The sequence below is a fragment of the Ruegeria sp. AN6 genome (genome assembly GCF_056540425.1).
On sequence record NZ_JBQFWR010000005.1, the window covers coordinates 105,205 to 123,898 of the forward strand.

The following is an 18,694-nucleotide window of genomic DNA, read 5'->3' on the forward strand; positions in this document are numbered from 1 at the left end:
CAGGTGTAGGGAATTTGATCTAGCCATGCAGCGGCAAATTGTTCGCGGCGCGGTAGGCCTGCACGTAGCCCCGCGCAACTGATCGAACAGCTGTTCCGATCTGCGAATAGGCTTCATCCGGCAGGTTAGCGAAGGAAACGCGAGCGGACCATCCGGGTGCATCAAATCCGCTGCCGTTCAGCAAAACGATGCCATAGTCTTCGGCCAGCTTGAACGCGATATCCAACGGGTGAACATTCTGTTTAATCCATGCCACGACATCTTCGCCGACATATTTTCGCAGCCAGTATTCAAAATCGATGATGCCGTAATATGCGTCGTAGTGCGCACCTGCCTGCACCTCGATCCCCATCGCTTCGGTCAGGAGTTTAAAACGGCGATGAACCAGTTCCATGCAGGCGGTCTGATAGATTTTCTTGCTATCGACCAATTCGCACAGCGAAAACAGAGTCATCATAACCTGCTGCGGCAGTGATAGACCCGCCGTGTGGTTTAGAGCGACATCGCGACTATCGGCCACTAACCGGTCAATAAAGCGGATATCCCGTGGCGTCAGGCTGAGTGTGCCATAGCGCTTGTCCAAGGCCTGCTTGATCTCGTCCGGATGATCCGCCAGTTTCAGATCGAAGATATTGTCTTGCGCTACGGCAATCACACCAAGCCGCCAGCCGGTGCAGCCAAAATACTTCGAATAGGAATATACTCCGATCGTATTGCGCGGCAGATGGCCCATGACCGAGGTAAAATCATGCACAAAGGTGCCGTAGACATCATCTGTCAGCACGATCAAGTCAGGACGTTGATTTTCCACTAAATCCGCCAACTTGCGCAACGAAGCGGTTTTGAGCGCAACTGAAGACGGATTACCGGGATTGACCAGAAAGAACGCCTTTACTTTGGGATCTTTCAACTTTTCCACAGCGTCGTCGGTCAGTTGGAACCCGTCTTCCTCGTCGGTCTCCACATGGACAGATTCAAGGCTGTAGTCCTCCAGCTCTGGCATTTCCAGATAGGGGGTGAATATCGGTGTGCACAGCGCAATCGTGTCGCCGGGGTTCAGCAACCGATTGGCTTTCAGCGACTTGAAGATGTAGCACATCGCCGCCGTACCGCCTTCGACTGCGAACAGATCGAACTGAGCGTCAGGCCGGTGACCCCGGCACATGGACCACATCAGGTACTCATGGGCGATGGCGGCATTGTGTTTTAGAATGCGGTCGGGGACCGGATAGTTGTCACCGATGATCGAATCTGTCAGCTCATGCACAAACTCATTTGCATCGAAATCAAATGCGGAAATGGCATGCGCCACGACCTCAAGCAGCGTGTCGACGCCCGGTGTTTCAGAATGATCAGACGCCCAACTCTGCAGCCGTTCATGGCAGCCTTTCTGCGCAGGCATTCCGCCTAAACCAGCAGGATGGTCCATCACGCGTTTGGATTCAGTTATTGCAAATTGACCAAGGGCAAAGAACGCTTCGCGTGGGCGGGTGGCGACCCAGTTGGGATTGCCTCGTCCCGCATTCAGAAAGGCGCTGTTGGCCTTACGTGCCTCGGCCGAAGCCAGCTTGATCAATTCATCCTTGATCTGAAACGGGCTGAGCGCTTCGTAATCGTGCAGCGTTACTCTATCCATAACGATAACCTCTCCAAATCAACTTAGAACCAAAACGACGACCATCCCGAGGATGGTCAGCAATGTATTCCCGATCGCATACGGCATGCCGTAGCCAAGCGCTGGGATGCGACTTTGCGCGGCTTCCTGGATCATACCTAACGCCGCCGTCGTGGTGCGCGCACCTGCGCAGGCACCAAACAGAATGGCCGGGTGGAATTTGAACACATAATGCCCGACATAAACCGCAAAGATCATCGGCAGCGAAGTCGCGACGATCCCCCACAGCAACAAAGCGATACCAGCCTGTTGCAGCCCCGCGACAAATCCCGGTCCTGCGGTGATCCCAATCACCGCGATAAACACGTTCAGACCCAGCGTGTTCATCAACCAGAGCGCCGGGCCAGGTATTCGGCCAAATGTCGGATGGACAGTGCGCAGCCAGCCCAGCACCAGCCCGGCCAGTAGCGCGCCTCCGGTGGTGGAAAGGCTGATGGGAAAACCACCCATTATGACTGACAGAGTTCCGATGATCCCACCGATGAATATGCCCCAACCCACAAAGGCCAGATCCGTGGTGTCTACCGGGCGGTCTGCATAGCCGATCTGGGCAATTGCGGCCTCAACGTGCCGTTTGCTGCCCTGAATTGTGACGATGTCACCTCGATGCACAACGGTGCCTGGCAGCAGCGGCAAATCCTGCATGTTGCGCATCAGTTTTGAGACATAAATGCCCCGCGCGATCGACAATTTGCTGAGTACTTCAAGCGTCTTGTTATGCACCTCTTTGCTGGTGATCAGCACATCCAGCTTTTCCGATGGAATACTCAGTAGATCAGGCGCATCAGCTTCTGTGAGGTTGGTCTCAAGCAACCCCACCAGATCAGCGCGGCGGCCTGAGAACATCACGATATCTCCGGCCTGCAATACGGTGTTATCGTCTACCTCAATGATCTTCCCGTCGCGTCTAAGGCGTTCGGCATAGATGCGGATACCGGGCATCAGGTCTTTGACCGGTTGCCCCAGCAGATCACTACCTTCTGGGATCTCGAAGGCCCGCGCCTCGATCGCGCGATAAGCTGAGACGATGCCATCACCGGCTTCCACCGACGTCGTGCCACCCAGCTTGGCCTCATATTCCTTGCAGGCCGCGACCAGATCGACGCCAATCAGGCGCGGGCCGATCTTGGCCAGAATGATGGCCGACCCAATAGTGCCGTAGATGTAGGTCACCGCATAGGCGATCGGAATCTGGTTAGCATAGGTCTTGGCCTGTTCCGCAGACAGGCCCAGCTGACCGATCTGGTCAGTGGCAACTCCAATCGCCGCCGAAATCGTCTGCGATCCGGCATAAAGCCCCGCTGCATAGCCAAGCTCTAGCCCCGCCACCTTGGCTGCGATGATGGGAATAACAAGGCAAAGCGCGAGCACGCTGAGCGCAAAGAGCACCTCACGCGCGCCGTCTGCCTTCAAACCGCGAATGAACTGCGGTCCGACACCGTAACCCACGGCAAAGATGAACAAGATGAAGAAAGTCGATTTGACCGCCGAGTCGATGTCAATCTGGGCTTGACCAATCACCACGGCCGCCAGCAACGTTGCGGTGACTGTGCCCAGGCTGAATCCCTTCACCTTCCACGGGCCGACTGAGAAACCGATACCGATCGAAAAAAATACCGCCAGCTCAGGATAATTCTGTAGAATATTCACCAACCAATTGACCATCATCCACCTCTCAGTTCGTGCGCAATAGGCATGTGGTGCAAGCGTCGGTGGCGAGGCAGAAATGCGCCCTACAAGCTAATCTATTTGCCGACCAAGCCGCCCGTTCAGCAAACTCAACCACAACTTGAAATTTCCATCACACGATACCTCAAGAAGGATATTTGTCCATAATTATCTGAATATTAACCTGTTTTGCTCCCGCGCGCCTATCAATATCCTTTGAGGTTTGGCCAGCAGAATCTTGGTATTCAAATGACGGGTTTCGACCAATTGCACTGTTTCTTTTGCAATCTTCGCCCCGAATTTCACTGTCGCACACTCGCCATGCGTGAGGGTAAAATCTTAGCTTGTTTGAACAAATCCATTGCAGGTCCCAAGTGTTTGCCATCACATACGGCTATGACACGGCCGACGATAAATTCTGAGACGAGCGCAACCGGCGTTTGCATACGGATATCGGGGGACTTGCGCACGCAATCGTTGGATCGTGTTGAAGGGGATTTTGCGGCTCTTACGCCCAATGGGCAAGATGCGACGATAGACATGTCACAAGTCGAGTCTTTGGATACCGGAGGGGCATGGCTTGTTGCCAACCTCGTACGACGGATGAGTTCCAATGGGGCCCAAGTTCGGCTTGAAGGGGTGGCCCCAGCGCATTCTTCGTTGATCGAGACGGTATCGCACAACATACCCGATGCGGCCGGAGTGGAGCTGCCGTCGCAGGGTTTTGTGAACTGGGTTGCTCGGGTCGGTCAAAAGACTTTTGGTGCCTGGCAAGACACGTTGTCGATCGTCGGCTTCCTGGGCCTTACCCTGCATCGCTTGGTTCGAACTTTGATCATGCCCTGGCGGTTGCGGCGTGCTGCTTTGTTCTCGCAGATGGAGCAGGTCGGCTTCAAAGCTCTGCCGATTGTTTCCTTGATGGGCTTTTTGATTGGGGTTGTCTTAGCGTTCCAGGGCGCGACTCAGTTAAAACAGTTTGGGGCCGAGATCTTTGTAGTGGAGCTGATCTCAATCTCTATCCTGCGAGAGCTGGGTATCCTGCTAACCGCGATTATAGTCGCAGGCCGTTCTGGATCGGCCTTTACCGCCTCAATCGGCTCCATGAAGGTGCAGGAAGAAATTGATGCGATGCGGACACTCGGGCTTGACCCGATCGAAGTTCTCGTCATCCCGCGTGTCGTAGCCTTGCTTATCATGCTGCCAATCCTGGGCTTTGTGGCCGACATGGCAGGTTTAATCGGTGGCGCTTTGATGAGTTGGATCGACCTTGGAGTGAGCCCTGGCATGTTCCTGACCCGGTTGAAGGAAAATACTGGGGTGGCACAACTTGCCGTTGGAATGATCAAAGCTCCTTTCTTCGCGTTGGTGATCGGAGTTATTGCCTGCTGGCAAGCCATGCAGGTCAAAGGCTCATCCGAAAGTGTTGGTCAGCGGACGACAGCCTCGGTCGTGCAATCGATCTTCATGGTAATTGCGATAGACGCGCTGTTCTCGATCTTTTTCTCAGAAATGGGGATATGAGATGGATGGGGCCGCGCTGCAAAACAAAACCCAATCCGATACGAAACGTGAAGCCGTTATTCGTGTGCGCCATCTGACCAATCAGTTTGGAGATCAAGTGGTCCATGACAATCTTGATCTGGATGTCTGGCGTGGTGAAGTTCTGGGTGTTGTCGGTGGCTCGGGCACCGGTAAGTCGGTGCTATTGCGCACGATCGTTGGGTTGAACAAGCCTAAGTCGGGCAGCATCGAAGTTCTGGGTGTTGATGTCCTGAACGGCCCCGAAGAAGAGCGTCAGCGCATCGAAAAAAGCTGGGGTGTCGCCTTTCAGGACGGAGCGCTGTTTTCCTCGCTGACCGTGCTGCAAAACGTGATGGCGCCTCTGCGTGAACATACCGGCATAAGTGAAAAACTGATGGCCGCGCTTGGGGGACTTAAGATCAGTCTGGTCGGACTACCTCAGCTAAGTTGCAGCAAGTTCCCCTCGGAACTGTCCGGGGGTATGCGAAAACGCGCCGCGTTGGCCCGCGCCCTGTCGTTGGATCCCGAAATCGTGTTTCTGGACGAACCAACCGCTGGGTTGGACCCGATCGGGGCTGCCGCTTATGATGAATTGATTGGTGAACTCCAGCACGCGCTTGGTCTGACTGTGTTCATGGTGACGCATGATCTGGACAGTTTATACGCCATTTGTGACCGCATCGCTGTACTTGCGGAAAAGCGTGTGCTGGTTGAAGGTCCGATAGAAGAGATGGCCAAGGTCGACCATCCTTGGGTTCAGGAATATTTCACAGGCCCCCGCGCCCGTGCGGCACAACAGAAGGGGCAGGACAGGTAGAGGCGATGGAGACCCGAGCGAATTATATCCTGATTGGTGCGTTCACCTTGGCAGGCATTCTTGGTGCCTTCGGGTTCTTCCTATGGCTCGCCAAATTCGAAGTAACCCGTCAATACGCTTACTATGATGTTTTGTTCGACAATGTTTCGGGCCTGTCTGCCGCCGGTGGCGTGAACTATAACGGCTTGCCGGTGGGACAGGTAATTTCCCTGGATCTGGACAAAGATGACCCCTCGAAAGTAAGGGTTCGACTTGAGATTGATGCAGGCATCCCCGTCACCAAGGAAACCATCGCGCAATTGCAGTCTCTGGGCGTCACCGGCGTGGCATATGTTGAGTTGTCCGGTGGATCACCAACCGCACAGAAATTGCCCCAGAACAGCGTCATCACAAGTAAGCGCAGCTCGATCCAGTCCTTACTGGAAGGCGCACCAGAGGTTCTGGAAAAGGCGGTCACCCTGCTGGAGAACCTCAATTCCGTTGTAGATGAGAGCAATCGCAAGGCGGTGTCGGATATCCTGAACAATCTGGCGGAAGCGTCGGGCAAACTGGATAAAACACTGACGGATTTCCAGTCGCTTTCGTCCGATCTGGGCGGTGCAGCTAAAGATGTTGGCGAATTCACCAAAAGATTGGATACGTTGGCGAACACGGCCGAAACAACGTTGAGCACAGGAACCGATACGCTCAAGAGCATCAAAGAGACGTCAGAAACTGCCAAAACAACTCTCGAGACTGCAAACACCGCCATTGCCAGCGCTGAAAACGTAATTCAGGAGGAGATTCGACCCTTTATCGAACGGGGTTCAATCCTTGCCGAAAGGCTGACACGACTGTCAGATGAGGGCAGCCTGACACTTGGCGTGATAAGTGAAACTGTTCTGAACGCAAACACGACCCTTGAATCGGTTACATCCACGATGAACTCGGCCAAAGGGGCGCTAGACTCGGCCGAGCGAGCATTCGACTCGGCCAATCGCGTGATGGACGAGGATTTATCTCCGGTCGCAGCCGATGTAAGTAAGGCCGCCAATCAAGTCGCGGAAACCGTTTCGAACATCACCGAAAAAATCGACGAAATATCAGACGACGTCCTGAGCGCTTCTAAATCGGCATCAGATCTGTTGGGTACGATCGATGGTGTCGTTCAGGATAACCGTCGTCAGGTCTCGGATTTCTTGCGCGTTGGCTTGCCTCAGTTTATCCGCTTCATCGAGGAATCGCAGCGTCTGGTGATTAGTCTCGACCGACTGGTCGACAAGGTCGAACGCGACCCCGCCCGCTTTTTGTTAGGCACCCAAGCATCGGAGTTTCGTCAATGATACGGCCCTTAACACTGTCTCTGATACTGGCCGCAATGACGGGTTGCACTGGCCTGGGAACGCTGCGGCAAGCCTCAAAGCCCAACGATCTCTATTTGCTAACCCCAAAGAGCACGTTCTCGTCTTCGTTGCCGCGCATACAGAAACAGATCGTTGTTGAGGAACCCACAGCGACGGCGGCGGTAAACACCGATCAGATCGCCGTTCAGCCAACCTTGCTGCAAGTTCAATACCTACCTCGGGCCCGTTGGGTGGATCGCGCGCCGTTGATCGTTCAAGCGCTGATGGTCGAAAGCTATGAAAACTCCGGCAAGGTTGCGGCCGTGGGGCGATCGACGGTTGGCCTGCGGGCTGATTACGTGATTGCACCTGATTTGCGCGAGTTTCAGGGCATAGTCGTCAGCGAAACGGGAAACTCAAAAACGGTGCGCGTGGAAGTTCGCATCAACATCAAAATCATAGATGAGTACGAGGACAAGATTATCGCCTCCAGCTCGTTCAGGGAAAACGTAATGGCCACAACTGATCAGACCCCTGATCTAGTCGAAGCATTTGATGTGGCCTTGGGCCGGACCATGCGGGATGCGGTTGAATGGAGTATCCGCAAAATTAATACTCACGTGCAGAACAACCCACGATCAAGCCCAAGCTAGGGGTTGTCAGAACTGGCTGGCCGAAGCTGCCCTCCAGTCAGCAGCATATTCCTGCGGCACGGTTTTGCCCAGCAAAGCGTCTTCTTCCAGGAAGCTGTAAAGCTCAGCGTAAGATCGTTCTCCTTCATCTGCCATGCGACGGAGGATATCGCTGGGTCGCAATTCAGAAACCTTGGCTTTGCCCATAGCACCCAAGATCTCGCGGAAGCTTTCCAATGTCGCGTCATGGAACCGGTGCACACGCTGACGTTTCTGCGGCACGTTTACCGCTCGGCCCCGGATCGGATCCTGCGTCGCCACGCCCGAAGGGCATCGATTGGTATTGCAGTGCAGTGCTTGAATGCACCCAACGGCAAACATCATCGCCCGCGCCGCGTTGCACATATCAGCACCCAAGGCCATTTTCTCGACCATGTCGAAACCCGTCGCAACTTTGCCCGAGCAAATCACGCGCACCTTGTCGCGCACTCCAATCCCACGCAGGCAATTGTTTACAAAGATCAACCCTTCGTTCAAGGGCATCCCCAGACGGTTGGTAAATTCAACCGGCGCCGCGCCGGTCCCTCCTTCCGCACCATCAACGGTAATAAAATCGGGAAGTATGCCGGTTTCCAACATGGCTTTACAGATCGCCATGAATTCCGAAGGTTGGCCGATGCACAGTTTGAAGCCAATCGGCTTACCGCCAGACATTTCCCGCAGATGCTGAACAAACTGCATCAACCCTGTCGGCCCATCGAACGCCGAGTGTATTGGGGGTGAAATTACATCCTGATGCACAGGAACGCCTCGGATTTCCGCGATTTCCTCGTCCACCTTTGCGGCCGGCAATACCCCTCCATGAGACGGTTTTGCCCCTTGTGAAAGTTTAATCTCGATTGCCTTCACCACATCCATTTTGGCTTTTTCGGCGAATTTGTCTTTGTCGAACCCCCCATCGGCGGTGCGACATCCAAAATACCCTGTTCCGATTTGCCAGATGATGTCACCACCTTCGGCCAGATGGTGCGGGGACAGCCCTCCTTCGCCGGTATTATGTGCAAACCCACCATCCTTGGCGCCACCGTTCAGTGCCCGGATCGCGTTTGCGCTGAGTGCGCCAAAGCTCATCGCTGAAACATTCAGGCGCGAAGCGTTATATGGTTTGTCGCACTGAGGCCCGCCAAGCATAATCCGCTCCTCACTTTCATCGACATGTTTTGGCGAAAGTGAATGATTTGAACGATGATAACCGACACTCAGTATGTCGTACTGGGTCCCAAATGCCTGCGTGTCCACCTGCCCTTTAGCGCGGGAATAGACCAGACTGCGGATAATCCGATTGAAAGGTCGGCCACTTTCGTTGGTTTCCACAAAATACTGCCGGATTTCGGGGCTGACAAATTCCAGCATATAGCGGAAGTGGCCGAGAACGGGATAGTTGTTCAATACGTTATGCTTGGTCGTCAGCATATCGTACATTCCTACAATCGCGTACGGGATCAGAATGACCAACAGCCAATTCGCAGGGGACCAGAAATACCCCAACAATAGGGTAAGTGGCAGGACCACAAAGCTGAGCACATAATATAGTCTGCGAACAATCATCCCTGACCTCCCTGGGTGGCGTAAAGAGCTGTGTATCCTCGGCTGGATCGTGGGCCCGAAGCCCGGCAGATGTTCTCAAACGTGAACCAGATTCAACTGAATTTGCAAGACCTTGCTAATCGGTCGTTAGTAACGGTTGAGTTAGCAAGGGCAGTTGATCGGTCCATTCGCAATCTATATGCGGGATAAGACACAGGTAAGAGCGGGATCAATCTAGGTGTCACAAACTGCACCTGCCCTCAGGCGTAGTGCCCAGATGTACGCAGCCGTCTTTGTTGGTGGCGCTGCGGGTTCGCTGCTGCGCGAACTGTTCACGGTGCCGATACCCGGGGCTCCATTCCTGACAGAGACGTTCGGTATTAACATTGTGGCCTGCTTCATCCTTGGCTGGCTTTATTCTATCCGCCACAAAGTTCATGCACATGTGCTGCACTTGGGTGCTGTTGGGTTTTGTGGCGGCCTTTCTACTTTTTCTTCATTTGTAGCCGAGTTGGAGCGTTTGGCCGAAACCACCGGTTGGTACGTCATCACCGCCTTCGGGGCAGAAATCGCAATTGGCTTAACCGTAGCGGCTTTGGGTGAAGCGTTGGGTCGAAAGTATTTGCCTTGGAGGCATCCAGAATGAACGACCTGCATCTGCACGTCATGTTTGCGCTGGGAGGAGGAGCAGGTGCTGTACTGCGCCACTGGTTGACGCTTCAGGTGACCCACGATCTGCCTTACGCTACACTGATTGTGAATGTGGCAGGCAGCCTGTTGCTTGGTCTCTGGGTTGGTTATCTCGGCGGGGAAATCGAAATGAGCGAGCAACAGAACCGATTGGTATTTGGCTTCTGCGGTGGCTTCACAACGTTTTCCAGCTTTGCTTACCAGTCACTGCAGTTGAACCGTGAAAGAACCTTCGCATTCGCAGCTGGCAACATTATTCTCAGTCTGGTTTTATGCTGGATCGCGCTTTGGTTAGGATTGGTCCTGATGGCCTGACCAATCGAGTTACCGGTTATGGAACCAATGATAGTGGTGCGAAGAACCATTCCTGATGCGGCTACAAGCGGGTCAGGGCTTGGCGGATCACATCATCTGCATGTGCATCCGAATGGCCAAATTACCTAGAATCCAGACCGTCCCGCCGATGATAATCAATAAGACCAGCGTTGAGAAAAGGATCAGGTCCAGATCCTCTCGGCTGCTGCGCCGCCTGTCGATATGAAGAAAGTACACCAACTGCACAACCAACTGTGCCAAGCCCAGTAGGCCGATGCTAAGATAGACCCCTTTGGTTTCAATCCCGTATCGGTGAGCGATTAAGAAGACCGCCAGCGTCAGCAGAAGAGACCCACCATATCCGATAACATATCGGCGACGCTCTCGCTTGTGCAGGTCAGCGCGTCTATCCATAGGTCAGCCCTCCGAAATACACAATTGTGATGATGCCGACCCAGATCAGATCAAGGAAGTGCCAGAACAATGCCAGTCGCACCATACGGGACATCAACAAGTCAGTTAGTCCGAACATTCTTAGCTGAATGCCCAAGACGATCAGCCACAGACACCCCGACGCGACATGCAGACCGTGCAGTGGCACAAGGCCATAGAAAGCCGACAAAAATCCACTGCGCTGAGGGATACCGCCCTGGGCTGCCATGTTCAGAAAATCACGGATCTCCAGAACCAGAAAGCTAAGCCCAAGCATCAGTGTTACCCCAAACCACAGAACGATCCGCGCCCGCGGCAAGTTGTATTTCAAGGCCAGCATCGCCAGCCCTACGGTCAGACTGCTGGTCAACAATATCAGGGTTTGAGCAAAGATGCTTTTCAGATCAAACAATTCATGTGGTCCGGGCCCACCGGACTGTGCATCAATCATCGTGATGTAGATCGCGAACATCAGGCCGAAATAGACCAGATCGCTCATAAGAAAGACCCAGAAGCCAAAAGTGACAACCTCGGTGGCTTTGTGGGCGCTCGCATGGCCTTCGCCAAGGTTGATGCCCGGATAGCTTTGCGTGGGTGCGCGCCTCATGTCACGGCCTCCATATCCGGGCGTGCGAGACCGCGATTTTCTGGGGCGATTTCATAATCGCGATCCACTGCTGCAGTGCTATGGACAAGGTCCAGCCAAGCTTCATGGTCTTTGCGGACCTCTTCGGCAGGAATGATGATTTCGGTGCTGGTATCAAAGCTCCAGATGATAATTGCCAGGATGATAGCAATCGTCATCAGGAGCGCCAGCCACCAAATCCACCAAACCAGCGCGAACATCCAGACACCGCTGAGCACGCAGAGAATGAATCCGATGCCGGTATTGCGCGGCATCTCGATATCTTCATAGGCTTCAGGTTTGGGATAAGCTTCAGCGCGCTCTTTGGCGGCGGCAAAGTTGTCGCGGTCGGTGACCTCCGGGATGATGGCAAAGTTGTAGGGCGGTGGCGGAGACGAGATAGACCATTCCAGTGTACGCCCGTCCCACGGATCACCTATCGGAGCATGGGTTTTTTCTCGATTGCGGATACTGACCCAAAGTTGAATGAGGATCGAGAACAACCCGCAGGTGATGACCAATGCACCAATTACGGCAATGATCATGTAGGGGTGAAAACTCGGGTCCTCCCAACTGTAGGACCGGCGCGGCATTCCCATCAAACCAACAAAGTAAAGCGGCATAAAAGTCAGCAAGAAACCCACGGTCCAGCAGACGACTGAGACGCGTCCCCAGAATTCGTTGAGGCGAAAACCGAAGGCTTTCGGGAACCAGTAATTATAGCCCGCGAGCAGCGCAAACAGTACTCCGGGCAAAAGGACGTTGTGGAAATGCGCCACAAGGAACAACGTGTTGTGGACCTGATAGTCAATCGTCGGATTGGCCAGGATTACCCCGCTAAGGCCACCAATCACGAACAGCATCAAAAAGGTTAGACCATAGAGCATCGGAACGGAAAACCGTATCCGCCCGCGATAGAGCGTGGCCATCCAGTCATAGACTTTCACACCGGTTGGGATCGCGATCAGCATCGTCGCAATGCCGAATACCGCGTTGATCAGCGCGCTTTGGCCCATGGTGAAGAAATGATGCAGCCATACTGTGAAAGACAATACTGCAATCGACATCGTGGCAATGACCAGCGAGTTATAGCCATAGAGACGCTTGGCCGAAAAAGTGGCAAAGACTTCGGAATAGATGCCATAAGCAGGCAGGACCAGCAGATAGACCTCTGGGTGACCGAACAGCCAAAACAGGTTGGCATAGTTCATCATGTTTCCACCAAGATCATTGGTGAAGAAATGGAAATCTAGATAACGATCAGCGGCCAGCAACAGCGCAGCCACGCCAAGGGGCGGCATGGCAAAGACGATCAGGATTGAGCTACAGATGATCGTCCAGCAATACATCGGCAGCCGCATGAATTTCATCCCAGGTGCACGCAGCTTGTAAATTGTAACGGCAAAATTGATACCAGTGAGAGTGGTGCCTACGCCCGAGACAACAATGGCCCAAATCCAATAATCCGGCCCGACGCCGGGATTGAACGCGGCGCCTGTGTAGGGCGGATATGCGGTCCAACCTCCGGTCGAAAACTCGCCAACCACCAGCGAGACCATCAACATCATGCCGGAAGATACCATCAGGCCAAGGCTGATTTGGTTCATAACCGGAAATGCAACGTCCCGCGCGCCGATCATCAACGGAACCAGATAGTTTGCCACTCCAAAGACAAAGGGGACGGCAACGAAGAAGATCATTATGGTGCCGTGGGTACTGAATAGCTCGGCGAAATGTTCGGGCTCCAGAAATCCGTCTCCCGGCCCTGCCGCCTGTTGAGCCCGCATCACAACACCTTCCAACACGCCCCGTGCCAGCATGACGATGGCAAAGACGATATACATGATGCCGATTTTCTTGTGATCAGCGCTGGTCAACCAATCCCGCCAGAGAGGGCTCCAAAGGCGAAACCACGTTAGCAGGAACAGCACCGTCAAAACGCCCACTATCACTATTACGGCCGCAGCGTTGGCGATGATTTCATTGGCATCGGGCGTCCGGATGAGCCCGGTGATCGGCAACGCATCCCAACTCAGGCGACCCAAAATGCCAGTCTCGACTGAAGTCATTGTTTTGCCTCCGACCCGAACGCAGTGGTGCCGGGTTGCTGGTCAAGGGCAAGAGGCTCACCGCTGTGATAACGATGCAGGATCGAGCGGAACAAATCACCTTCTTCCAGCGTAAAATAAAGCGCGTTCAGCGGCATGAGTTCGGTTCCTAACGCCGCCTGAACTTCGTCCCGATCCGTACGCATGGCCAGTGTCTGATACGTGTCTTCTGTCAACGGAATACCATGCGCCCGGACGCTGGCAACCCAGGCCTCAAAATCCACGGGTTGCATAGCCTGCGTTAGAAACTTCTGCTTGGTGAACCCGCGACCATTATACTGCGTGTTCTCACCCTGCATCGTATTGGGCGTGTCGGCCGCCACATGCAGTTGCGTTGTCATGCCAGGCATGGCGTAGATTTGCCCAGCCAACGCAGGGATCATAAACGATTGCATCACTGTGTCGGTCGTCAGCGTAATCGCGACCTGCTTTTTGATGGGGATGCCAAACTCTCCGACTGTGGCGATTCCAAGATCGGGGTAGATGAACAGCCATTTCCAATCGAGGCCAACCACCTGCACCCGCAAGGCAGGTTCCTCCCCGAAAGGGGCTGCATAGGGATCGAGACGGTATGTGGTTTTCCAAAGGTAGAATGACAGGATCGCCACAATCAGCACCGGTACACCCCACATCAATACCTCAAGCTTTGCAGAGAAATCCCAGTGCGGTTTGTAACATGCGTTTCCACCTTTACGTCGGCGATACCGATAGGCGACCAGCGGCACCAAGACCAAAACCGGGATCACCGCAATCAAAATCAGAGCGGTCGCTCGCAGAAGGTGCTTTTTTTGGATCTCGGCGATTGGCCCCTGTGGGTCGATGAAACTATCACTTGCCCCAGCTGCCTGCACTGTCAGCAACAGCGCAACTAGCGTCACCAGAGCGGACACTGCGATCGAAGACATCCGGGAAAAGGTCACGCCTGATGATCCTCTTACGGCGGGGGTTCCCGGCAACTATCGACAGAGTCACGGATTTTCTCAAGGACTTTTGCAATTTTGCTCCTAAAGGCGCTTGTTGACACCACGTCACGGGCGCGCAAGATCGGTTCCATGCGTTTCGTTTTCACTGTTCTCTTCCTGATTGTTCTGGCAGCTCCTTTGTTGGCGCAGGATCGTGTTTTTGTTGAACGTCAGTTTCAGAGCTGGCTGCAACAAACCGTCTGGCCACAAGCAAAGGCAAAGGGTGTTTCCAAGCAAACTTTTCGGCAAGCTTTTGATGGGGTGAAACTAAATTGGGATCTGCCGGATCTGGTGCCACCGGGCAGCCCTCAAAAAACACCAAAGGTGCAGCGTCAAGCCGAGTTTGGCTCGCCGGGTCGGTATTTTAATGCCGGATCCGTACAGGGCGCCACGTCGATCGGCCGTAAAATGGCCAGGCGTCACGCAGAAACCCTGGCACGCGTTGAAGCTGAAACCGGTGTGCCAGCACGCATCATTCTGGCCATTTGGGGGCGCGAGAGTGGATATGGTCAGGTGCCGATCCGACACGATGCATTTCAGGTTCTGAGCACGAAAGGGTTCATGAGCACGCGCGCTGACTATTTCACCGCAGAACTGATCGCAGCACTGCAAATTGCCGAAGCGGGTCATGCGCAAGGAAGAGAACTAAAGAGCAGTTGGGCAGGAGCATTGGGTCAGCCACAATTCATGCCAACAAATTTTCTGACCTATGCGCGCGATGGCGACGGCGATGGCAGAGCGGATATCTGGGGTTCAGCCGTAGATACTATTGCGTCGATTGGAGCCTATCTTGAAGAGCACGGATGGATTGCGGATCGCGATTGGGGATTTGAGGTTAATCTGCCCAATACCGTTTCATGCGCGTTAGAGGGGCCCGATCAAGGGCGTCTTATCCGGGATTGGGCAGCAATGGGCGTCAGCCGTGTTTCTGGCAAACCTTTTCCAGCGCACGAACTGGCCGCCGAAGGTTATCTGATGATGCCCGCAGGTCGCAGCGGTCCGGCTTTCATCGTCACGCCTAATTTTTATGTCCTCAAAGACTATAATAACAGTGACCTCTACGCTTTGTTTGTGGGCCATGTCGGCGATCGCATCCAATACGGTGTCGGCGATTTTCACGGGCGCTGGGGTGACGTCGGCAACCTCTATCGGTCGGATATCGCAACAATGCAGCAAGTGCTTGTTGAACAGGGTCATGATGTCGGCGGCATCGATGGTCTGCCTGGATATAAAACCCGGCGTTCGATCGGTCGCTGGCAAGCCGCATCAGGCCGTGCGCCGACGTGTTTTCCAAATGACCGTTTGAAGGCGGCGCTGAAGCCCTGAAATTTGCCCTGATTCGCCATTTGCGCGTGTTGACGAAAACCCATTCGCCCTTTGCAATTTGTATGACTTCACGAAAATGTCACCAAAGCAAAGCGTTTCAGAATAATCTTTCGATGCTCCCTTACGTTACGGTTTCAATCGATCTTTGAGCCGGCAATGCGACTTAAAACCCTTTACCTTTCTCCAAAAACCAGCAGATTTTGCAGCAGTGAAAGAGAACTTTCGCAATCGGCTTTCCGACGCTGCCCAATGGAAATGGTCTGAAATTTGGACCCTGCCGCGATCTAGATCAAGGTGAACGCACGGCAATTGTCGGAGACACACAGGTAGATGGGTATCCGCTGCAATAGCAGGATAGCCCGACGCCACATAATAATGGGAGTAATCACATGCACAAAATTGTCCGTACTTCATTGGCGGGGCTGTTGTCCTCGACCATCATAACTGGCGCAGCAATCGCCGCAGGAACCCACCCCGAAACCGGCGAAGCGCTGGCGGATGATCAGACGTTTATCTATCGCATTCTGGATGAGCACAGCTCGGTCGACCCGCAAGTGGTTGAAGATGTGTCGGGCGCCGAAATCGTGCGCGACTTGTTCGAAGGTCTCATGAACCAGGACGAAGATGGTAATCTGGTCCCCGGCGTTGCCACCGAATTCTCGGTCAATGACACCAAGGATGTGTATACGTTTACCCTCCGCGATAACGCGAAATGGTCAAACGGAGATCCGGTTACCGCAGGTGACTTCGTTTTTGCATGGAAACGTGCTGTCGATCCTGAGCTGTCATCGCCCTACGCGTGGTTCATGGAACTGATGTCGATTGAAAACGCGGCTGAGATCATTGCGGGTGAAAAATCAGTTGATGATCTGGGTGTCAAAGCCATTGACGACCACACTCTAGAAGTCACACTGAGCACGCCCCTCCCCTATTTCCCTCAGATGACCACGCATTCGACAACCTTCCCTGCGCCGCAGAAAGTGATTGAAGAATTCGGCGATGCATGGACCAAGCCGGAAAACATCGTATCGAACGGCGCCTATGTCCTGACCGAGCATCTGCCACAGGAACGTTCGGTGCGTGAGCGCAACGAGATGTACTGGGACAATGACAACACCATTATCGAAAAAGTTGTGGCATTGGTCATCAATGACGAGAATGTCGCCCTGACCCGCTACCTTGCGGGTGAGTTGGATCGCACCGAAGTTCCTGCTGGTCAGTTCCCGCGCCTGCAGCAGGAGCATCCGGATGAAGCCATCAGCTTCCCTCGTTTGTGCAACTATTATTATACCTTCAACGTCTCTGACAGCGGTCCCGAAGCGTTCAAGGACCCCAACGTCCGTCAGGCACTGTCCCTGGCCGTGGATCGCGCGATCATCACTGAAAAAGTGATGGCTGGTGGTCAGCCCCAGGCTTACACGTTCGCACCCGCCGCCACTGCCAACTTTACGGTTCCTGACGTGGAGATGGCTTCGATGAGCCAGGCTGAGCGCGATGAACTTGCAAAAGAGTTGCTGGCAGGAGCGGGCTATGGTCCGGATAATCCGCTGAGCTTTGAGATGGTTTACAACACCTCAGAGGCGCACAAGAAAGTGGCCGTAGCACTCAGCCAGATGTGGAAACAGAAGCTGGGCGTCAATGCAGAGCTGGCAAACATGGAATGGAAAGTGTTCCTGGAAGAGCGCGGTAACCAGAACTTCGAGCTGGCTCGCGGCGCATGGTGTGGCGACTATAACGAAGCCTCGACCTTCCTTGATCTGCTGCAATCGGATTCCGGTTACAACGACGGTAAGTACAACAACGCACGCGTTGATGAGCTGCTGGCCGAAGCCAAAACTTCGGACGATCCGGCACCGCTTTATACCGAAGTAGAGCGGATTATTGCACAGGAAACTCCTGTAATCCCGATCTATCACTATGCAGGCGTTTACATGATGGACAGCGATGTAGGGAACTGGCCCGTCAACAACGTCGAGCAGAACTGGTATTCGAAGAACCTGTACAAGGTCGCCGAATAATCGCCATAGAACCACGCCCTGTCCCGGAGGTTTCCGGGGCAGGGCTAATAAACATGGGGGCATGAAATGCTTGCCTACAGTCTGCGGCGACTGCTGATCGCCATTCCGACGATCCTGTTGCTGATCGTCGCCTGTTTTTTCTTGATGCACGTAGCACCCGGTGGGCCATTTACCTCAGAACGACCGCTGCCGCCGCAGGTTCTGGCCAATATTGAGGCGCGCTATGGGTTGGACCAACCGTTGTGGAAACAGCTCTGGGACTACCTGTACAACATCGTCGTGCATTTTGATTTTGGCCCGTCCTTCAAATTCAAGGACAGGGACGTCAACGATATCATCGCCCAAGGGTTTCCGATTTCTCTGACCTATGGCTCGCTTTCATTTCTTGTCGCAACAACCGTTGGTGTAAGCCTTGGGATCGCAGCCGCGATCAAACACAATAGCTGGATCGATTATTTCGCCGTTGGCCTTGGTATCGCGGCGCAAGCTCTGCCAAACTTCATCATGGGGCCGATCCTGATCCTTACCTTCACCCTTTGGCTGGGCTGGTTGCCGGGAGGCGGCTGGAACGGAGGTCAATGGCAATATCTGGTCATGCCGGTGATTGCGCTGGCAACATCCTATATGGGTTCGATTGCACGGATCACGCGTTCGTCGATGCTCGAGGTTCTGAACTCGAACTTCATCCGTACCGCGCGCGCCAAGGGCTTGCCGACCAGAACCGTAATTTGGCGTCATGCGTTGAAACCTACGTTGTTGCCGGTTGTCTCATATCTCGGGCCGGTGTTCGTCTACGTGCTTACGGGTTCAGTCTTTGTCGATATCTATTTCTCGACCGGTGGTCTGGGTCAGGCCTATGTGGGCTCTGCACTATCGCGTGACTATGCGGTGCTGCTGGGGGTCACCATTCTCTATGGCGCATTGACCGTTGTCGTGAACCTTCTGACCGACCTGGCTTATGCCTGGTTTGATCCAAAAATTCGTTACTGAGGGGCA

Annotated in this window: 16 protein-coding genes; 9 read left to right on the forward strand and 7 right to left on the reverse strand. The window is 54.0% G+C overall.

Translation table 11 applies throughout. From position 1 onward, the window contains the following. Positions 1-19: 19 nt before the first annotated feature. A complete protein-coding gene (locus ACR0MQ_RS10365) occupies positions 20-1,636 on the reverse strand; it encodes a bifunctional aspartate transaminase/aspartate 4-decarboxylase (RefSeq protein ID WP_170774268.1) in 1,617 nt (538 codons plus the stop codon). An 18-nt stretch (positions 1,637-1,654) separates the two neighbouring features. Continuing rightward, on the reverse strand, positions 1,655-3,340 hold the full coding sequence (aspT, locus tag ACR0MQ_RS10370; RefSeq protein ID WP_480607915.1) for an aspartate-alanine antiporter: 1,686 nt from the start codon (positions 3,338-3,340) through the stop codon (positions 1,655-1,657). Between the two features lie 399 nt (positions 3,341-3,739). On the opposite strand from aspT, the gene ACR0MQ_RS10375 reads away from it, so the two are divergent. From ACR0MQ_RS10375 to ACR0MQ_RS10390, 4 genes are read left to right on the forward strand one after another with little or no spacing between them, the layout of a single operon-like run. Next, a complete protein-coding gene (locus tag ACR0MQ_RS10375; RefSeq protein WP_480607918.1) occupies positions 3,740-4,864 on the forward strand; it encodes an ABC transporter permease in 1,125 nt (374 codons plus the stop codon). A gap of 1 nt (position 4,865) precedes the next feature. After that, on the forward strand, positions 4,866-5,681 hold the full coding sequence (locus tag ACR0MQ_RS10380) for an ABC transporter ATP-binding protein (RefSeq protein ID WP_170774274.1): 816 nt from the start codon (positions 4,866-4,868) through the stop codon (positions 5,679-5,681). 5 nt (positions 5,682-5,686) lie between these two features. Beyond that, the gene (locus ACR0MQ_RS10385) at positions 5,687-7,003 is read left to right on the forward strand and encodes an MlaD family protein (RefSeq protein WP_480607922.1); all 1,317 of its coding nucleotides are present in this window, start codon (positions 5,687-5,689) and stop codon (positions 7,001-7,003) included. Next, positions 7,000-7,656, forward strand: a complete 657-nt coding sequence (locus ACR0MQ_RS10390) for an ABC-type transport auxiliary lipoprotein family protein (protein WP_170774278.1) — start codon at positions 7,000-7,002, stop codon at positions 7,654-7,656. Before ACR0MQ_RS10385 ends, ACR0MQ_RS10390 begins: the two co-directional genes overlap by 4 nt. 6 nt (positions 7,657-7,662) lie before the next feature. Here ACR0MQ_RS10390 and ACR0MQ_RS10395 read toward each other — a convergent pair whose 3' ends face one another. Then, positions 7,663-9,243: an FMN-binding glutamate synthase family protein gene (locus ACR0MQ_RS10395; protein ID WP_170774280.1), complete on the reverse strand. Its 1,581-nt coding sequence runs from the start codon at positions 9,241-9,243 to the stop codon at positions 7,663-7,665. 217 nt (positions 9,244-9,460) lie between these two features. On the opposite strand from ACR0MQ_RS10395, the gene ACR0MQ_RS10400 reads away from it, so the two are divergent. Together ACR0MQ_RS10400 and crcB are read left to right on the forward strand one after the other, a co-directional pair. After that, the gene (locus tag ACR0MQ_RS10400; protein ID WP_480607926.1) at positions 9,461-9,868 is read left to right on the forward strand and encodes a fluoride efflux transporter FluC; all 408 of its coding nucleotides are present in this window, start codon (positions 9,461-9,463) and stop codon (positions 9,866-9,868) included. Further along, the gene (gene crcB, locus ACR0MQ_RS10405) at positions 9,865-10,227 is read left to right on the forward strand and encodes a fluoride efflux transporter CrcB (protein ID WP_170475088.1); all 363 of its coding nucleotides are present in this window, start codon (positions 9,865-9,867) and stop codon (positions 10,225-10,227) included. The genes ACR0MQ_RS10400 and crcB overlap by 4 nt, the downstream gene beginning before the upstream one ends. 87 nt (positions 10,228-10,314) lie before the next feature. On the opposite strand, the gene ACR0MQ_RS10410 is transcribed toward crcB, so the two are convergent. Genes ACR0MQ_RS10410 through ACR0MQ_RS10425 form a run of 4 tightly spaced genes read right to left on the reverse strand, consistent with a single transcriptional unit; the run spans position 10,315 to position 14,312 of the window. Next, positions 10,315-10,641 (reverse strand): cytochrome o ubiquinol oxidase subunit IV, encoded by a 327-nt coding sequence (locus ACR0MQ_RS10410; RefSeq protein ID WP_170475091.1) that lies wholly within the window; start codon positions 10,639-10,641, stop codon positions 10,315-10,317. Next, on the reverse strand, positions 10,634-11,266 hold the full coding sequence (locus ACR0MQ_RS10415) for a cytochrome c oxidase subunit 3 (RefSeq protein WP_170544129.1): 633 nt from the start codon (positions 11,264-11,266) through the stop codon (positions 10,634-10,636). The genes ACR0MQ_RS10410 and ACR0MQ_RS10415 overlap by 8 nt, the downstream gene beginning before the upstream one ends. Beyond that, the gene (locus ACR0MQ_RS10420) at positions 11,263-13,353 is read right to left on the reverse strand and encodes a cbb3-type cytochrome c oxidase subunit I (protein WP_480607931.1); all 2,091 of its coding nucleotides are present in this window, start codon (positions 13,351-13,353) and stop codon (positions 11,263-11,265) included. The genes ACR0MQ_RS10415 and ACR0MQ_RS10420 overlap by 4 nt, the downstream gene beginning before the upstream one ends. Continuing rightward, positions 13,350-14,312, reverse strand: coding sequence for a cytochrome ubiquinol oxidase subunit II family protein (locus ACR0MQ_RS10425; RefSeq protein ID WP_480607934.1), 963 nt, complete (start codon positions 14,310-14,312; stop codon positions 13,350-13,352). The genes ACR0MQ_RS10420 and ACR0MQ_RS10425 overlap by 4 nt, the downstream gene beginning before the upstream one ends. Positions 14,313-14,444: 132 nt before the next feature. Between ACR0MQ_RS10425 and ACR0MQ_RS10430 the strand changes: the two genes are divergently transcribed. The 3 genes from ACR0MQ_RS10430 (at position 14,445) to oppB (ending at position 18,688) form a co-directional block, all read left to right on the forward strand. Beyond that, entirely contained in the window at positions 14,445-15,680 is a 1,236-nt protein-coding gene (locus tag ACR0MQ_RS10430) for a lytic murein transglycosylase (protein WP_480607937.1), read from the forward strand. Positions 15,681-16,069: 389 nt separating this feature from the next. Beyond that, positions 16,070-17,698 (forward strand): peptide ABC transporter substrate-binding protein, encoded by a 1,629-nt coding sequence (locus tag ACR0MQ_RS10435; RefSeq protein ID WP_170774286.1) that lies wholly within the window; start codon positions 16,070-16,072, stop codon positions 17,696-17,698. A gap of 66 nt (positions 17,699-17,764) precedes the next feature. Further along, positions 17,765-18,688, forward strand: a complete 924-nt coding sequence (gene oppB / locus ACR0MQ_RS10440; RefSeq protein WP_170774288.1) for an oligopeptide ABC transporter permease OppB — start codon at positions 17,765-17,767, stop codon at positions 18,686-18,688. Positions 18,689-18,694: the final 6 nt, after the last annotated feature.